Origin of the sequence: Brasilonema sp. UFV-L1 (assembly GCF_012912105.1) — a bacterium.
Lineage (GTDB): Bacteria > Cyanobacteriota > Cyanobacteriia > Cyanobacteriales > Nostocaceae > Brasilonema.
Genome location: NZ_QMEA01000244.1, coordinates 1 through 5,206 on the forward strand (window position 1 = coordinate 1; position 5,206 = coordinate 5,206).

At 44.3% G+C, this 5,206-nt stretch carries 2 protein-coding genes; one reads left to right on the plus strand and one right to left on the minus strand.

From position 1 onward, the window contains the following. Positions 1 to 50 precede the first annotated feature (50 nt). The gene (locus tag DP117_RS33455; protein WP_169222467.1) at positions 51 to 2,039 is read left to right on the plus strand and encodes a PAS domain-containing protein; all 1,989 of its coding nucleotides are present in this window, start codon (positions 51 to 53) and stop codon (positions 2,037 to 2,039) included. Here DP117_RS33455 and DP117_RS33460 read toward each other — a convergent pair. Continuing rightward, positions 2,001 to 5,093: a PAS domain S-box protein gene (locus DP117_RS33460; RefSeq protein WP_211176507.1), complete on the minus strand. Its 3,093-nt coding sequence runs from the start codon at positions 5,091 to 5,093 to the stop codon at positions 2,001 to 2,003. The two genes, DP117_RS33455 and DP117_RS33460, sit on opposite strands and share 39 nt — an antisense overlap. Positions 5,094 to 5,206 lie beyond the last annotated feature (113 nt).

A 5,206-nucleotide genomic window follows, 5' to 3' on the forward strand; every position in this document is an offset into this window, starting at 1 on the left:
GGGAGGGGTAACACGAGGACTGCAATGATAACTAATCATCCGAACTTGATATGAGACGATTGTTGACCGTAGTCAGAAAAACAAAGTATTGGCAGCAGTTGCTACCAGTGCTGGTTGGTCTTGGAGTCTTGAGTGTCACTTTGTTGCTTTGGCGATCGCTACTCCTTCAAGAACATGCTGCCATTGAGCGAAAAATTGAATTAGCAACTGTTAATACAACTGAGATCATCAACCAGCAACTGCAAACCCGTATTTTAGCATTAACTCGCATGGCAGAACGCTGGCAACTCAGGGGCGGAACTCCTTTAGCCGAGTGGGAAGCAGATGCAAACAATTATCAGCAAGACTATCCTGGTTTCCAAGCAATTGAATGGGTAGACTCCTCCTTTTATGTTCGCTGGTCTGAGTATCGCTTTATGCGTGACGATGGTGTCGTCACTTGGGTATTTGGTCAGGCTGTTGCTGAGAAAAACTCAAATGGAGAAGTCATTGGTTACATCGGAACGCTGACAGATATCACTGCTCGCAAGCAAGCAGAGTCAGCGTTGCAAGAAAGTGAAGAGCGCTGGCAGTTAGCAGTACGCGGTAGCAAGGATGGCATATGGGACTGGAATGTCAAAACAAGTCAGGTCTTTTTTTCTAACCGTTGGAAAGAAATGCGTGGCTTTGCAGAGCATGAAATTAGTGATTCATTAGAGGAATGGTCAAACCGAATTCATCCAGATGATATTGACTGGGTGATGCAGGCTGTTGAAGATCACTTTGCCAAAAAAACGCCATTTTTTGCCGCCGAGTATCGAGTGCAGCGCAAAGACGGCTCTTATATGTGGATTTTGGATCGGGGACTTGCTTTGTGGGATGAAGCGGGTAATGTCGTGCGCATGGCAGGTTCAGAAACAGATATTAGCGATCGCAAGCGAGCAGAAGAAGAACTAAGCAATCTGAGCAAAGCATTAGAAAGTGCAGTAGAAGGTATATCCCAGTTGGATACCGAAAGACGTTACGTCAAAGTCAACCCAGCTTATGCAAATATGCTAGGTTATCTGCCAGAAGAACTGATGGGCATGGAATGTAAATTAACTGTTCACCCTGAAGATCGGGAAAAAATGTGGACTGTTTATCAACAGATGCTAGCTCATGACAAGGTGGAAGTGCAAGTCAAGGCTGTGCGGAAAGACGGATCAGTTTTTGATCAGCAAGTGGTTTTGATTAAGGCATACGACCAAAAGCAGCAATTTGTCGGGTGCTATCGCTTTATGAAAGATATCAGCGATCGCCGGGAAATTGACAGACTTAAAGATGAATTCGTCTCAGTGGTAAGCCATGAATTACGAACACCCCTAACTTCAATTTCTGCTGCTTTGGATCTTCTCGCAAGCGGTGTCCTACAAACCCAACCCCAAGAAGCTGAACGTATGCTTAACATTGCTGCTAATAATACAGAGCGGTTGGTACGTCTAGTCAACGATATCCTGGACATTGAACGCATCAACTCAGGAAAAGTGCAAATGACTTTACAAGTTTGTAATGCTTTTGACTTGATGACGAAATCAGCAGAGGTTGTTCAGGAAATAGCAGATAAAGCAGGAGTCAAATTACTAGTTTCTCCGGTAAGAGCTTGCTTGTGGGCTGACCCTGATCGTATCATCCAAGTTTTCACAAACTTACTCAGCAATGCGATTAAATTCTCGCCCTCAGATTCTACAATTTGGTTGAGTGCCGAAATTCAACAACAGAAAAAAATCGGCAAAGCTATGCCTCTTTCCTCCACTCCCGACATACTGTTTCAAGTTCGCGACCAAGGACGAGGTATTCGAGCTGATAAAATTGAAGTTATCTTTGAACGCTTTGGGCAGGTAGATGCTTCAGACTCCCGTCAAAAAGGAGGCACAGGATTGGGTTTAGCTATCTGCCGCAGTATTTTGCAGCATCATGCAGGACAAATCTGGGTTCAAAGCACTCTTGGGGAGGGCAGCACTTTTTTCTTTACCCTTCCCATCTCAAGAAGCACTCAGAACGCTGTTAATAATGTTCAATAATTCCCTCAACGTGTAGGGTTTAGATAAAAAGGTTTTGATATTTATCCTAGCAGCATAGGCAAGTTGATCGTTTGATGGCAATCCGCTAACGGCAATCACCTTAAGGTGCGGATTAATTTTCTGTAACGTGCAGATGGTGATTGCACCATCCATATTTGGCATCATCATATCCATCAACACCACACTAATTTCATCTTTGTGCTGGACATACATCGTGAGTGCCTCAATTCCATCACTAGCTGTAAGCACCTTGTAGTTGTAGCTTTCCAGCAATATTTTGGTTGTTTCTCGCAGGTGGAGTTCGTCATCCACAACAAGAATCAACTCTCCGTGTCCTCTAGGCAACTTCATTTCCTCTGTTGGCTGCGTTGTCTCCATACCATTGACTGCTGGGAGGTACACCCCAAAGGTGCTACCTTTCCCTACTTCACTCTCCACAGTCACAAAACCGCCATGATTTTTGATGATGCCCATCACCGTTGAAAGACCTAACCCTGTACCTAGACCAATTTCTTTGGTAGTAAAAAAAGGATCAAAAATTTTGTCTATGATTTCAGGTGGTATACCTGTTCCCGTATCCGCCACAGTCACAACGATGTAGGAACCGACTGTCGCCTCGACATTCATCAAAGCATAGTATTCGTCAATGACAAAGTTTTCAGCAGTTATACTCACAGTACCACCATTGGGCATCGCATCGCGAGCATTGACTACTAAATTCATCAGCACCTGATGCAGTTGAGTGCTATTGCCAGAAATCATCCACAAGTCGGAGACGACATCTGTGTAAAATTGGATCGATTTGGGAAATGTTTGTTTGACAATTCGCTCTATTTCTAATATCAGGTGCTTGAGTTGCAAAATTGTGCGTTCCCCTGCGACTCCACGCGCAAAAGATAAAACTTGCTGAACTAAAGACGCTCCCCGTTTAGCGCTGCTTTCCACAGTCGCAAGCAGCTGCTGACTCTGCACATCAGAAATTTTCTTTTGCAGAAGTTGAGCGGACATCAGTGTTGGGGCGAGTATATTATTTAGATCGTGGGCAATCCCGCTAGCAAGTGTGCCAAGACTTTCTAGTCGCTGAATGCGGAAAAAGTGTGCTTCTAGTTGTCTTTTCTCTGTGATGTCGGTGTTAACGGTGAGTATTGATTTTGGTTGTCCTTGTTTATCACGCACGAGTGTCCAGCGAGATTCAACAATGATTTCCTTGCCGTTTTTGCGTACCTGACTTAACTCACCTTGCCACTCGCCTTTTAAAGTCACAGTCTGCACAACCTCTTCGGGTTTCGCCGAATCCTTGTATAAAAGCTCGTTGGCATTTTTGCCTAAAGCTTCTTCTACTTTCCAACCGTAAACCTGCTCGGCGCTTTGGTTCCAAAATAAAATTTTGTTTTCCAAATCTTGAACGAGAATAGCATCTGTTGCAACATCAAGCAAGGCAGCTTGTTCGCGGATTTTCTGCTGTGAGAGTTCGCGTTCAGTAATATCAATACAGGAACCGATATAACCAGCAAAACTGCCATCTCCATTGTACAACGGAGTGCCTGTATCCAAAATCCAACGATATTCACCATCAAAACGTTGCAAACGATATTCAATTGTAAAAGGTTGGCGAGTATCGAAGGCAGTGAAATAGATGTCTAAGCATCGTTGTAAATCTTCAGGATGAATGTCTTCAGTCCAGCCATTACCGCGTTCTTGTTCTAGGGTACGTCCAGTAAATTCCAACCAGCGTTTATTACAGTAATGACAAAGCTTATCAGTACCATTGACCCAAATCATCACCGGGGCATTGTCCGCCATTGTGCGAAATCGAGCTTCACTTTCTCGCAGCGCCACCTCTGCCTGTTTGCGATCGCTAATATCCTCAACTAATCCCACAAAGTAAACAAGTTGTCCAGCTTCGTCATAAACACCAAAGCTGCGATCAAAAATCCAGCGGATATCGCCATCACGTCTAATGATGCGGTATTCTTCTTGAAACTCCTCCCCATTTATCCGTCTAGCAAAAGCAGCCTGTACTCGCTCATAATCGTCTGGATGTATTGCCTCTAGCCAGGAACGGGGCTGCTGGTACAAACTTTCGCAGGTACGACCCCAAATTCTTTCATATGCAGGGCTAATATAGAGCATCTGCTGTGCATCAATAGTACAAATTAAGAAGATTTCATTTATATTCTCGGCAAGCTGACGAAATCGCGCTTCGCTTTCCCTGAGTTCTACTTCTGCTTGTTTGCGTTCAGTGATGTCTGTCGTGCTACCGTAGTAATAGAGCACCCCCGACTCATAAACAGGTCGAGCTGTAATTTCAAACCAGCGAGATCCTTTATGAAGTGTATGAAAAAGATAAACAATTCTGTAGGGTTCACCGTGGGCGATCGCCTGCCAAGCTATCTCGATTGCCTCTTGCGATTCCTTGCCAGAATCGACTCGTTCATTCCAAATGTGATAATTTTGCAAAAATGCCTCTCTGGAAAGACCGCTCAACTCGGTTATCATCTGGCTGGCATAAATAAACTGATGACTGCTTGGGCAAAACTTCCAGACAAAAGTGGGCAGCATAGTGAAGATTTGATTCAGTTCGGCTGCACTTGTTTTGATTAACTCTTGAGCTTGTTTGCGTTCAGTGATATCGCGAATGACAGCAAGCAAGCCGATGGTAGTGCCACTATTGTCCTTGAGTAAGCTGACTGATGAGTCAACGTATATTTCTTCTTTGTTATTTTTAACATGAATATTCTCTCCTTGCCATGAGCCTGTCGCAGCCAAAGCATTGTATGTAGCTTGTTCATCTTCTGGGTTAAGCCAACGATACTGATGGGATTCTTGCAGTTGCCTTGCGATGATTTCATCTGCCTTGACACCGTATAGTCGCTCTGCTCCTCGATTCCAATAAGTTACACGAAACTCATTATCAATTGCAATCACCGCATCGCTAACCTGAGAGAGAATATTTGCCTGAAAATGAATTTGTTCTTCTGCTCTTGCGCGAACGAGGATTTCCTGTTGTAATAGGGCGTTGGCTTGCAACAGTTGTGCAGTTCGTTGTGTCACAAGTCTTTCTAAGTTATCTGTAGCTGCCTGCAAACGTTGCTCCATCTGCTTGTAAATGTTGACATCCTCCCACCGCTGAATGGAGTACCATTACAGCGGGGGATTCCAAAGAT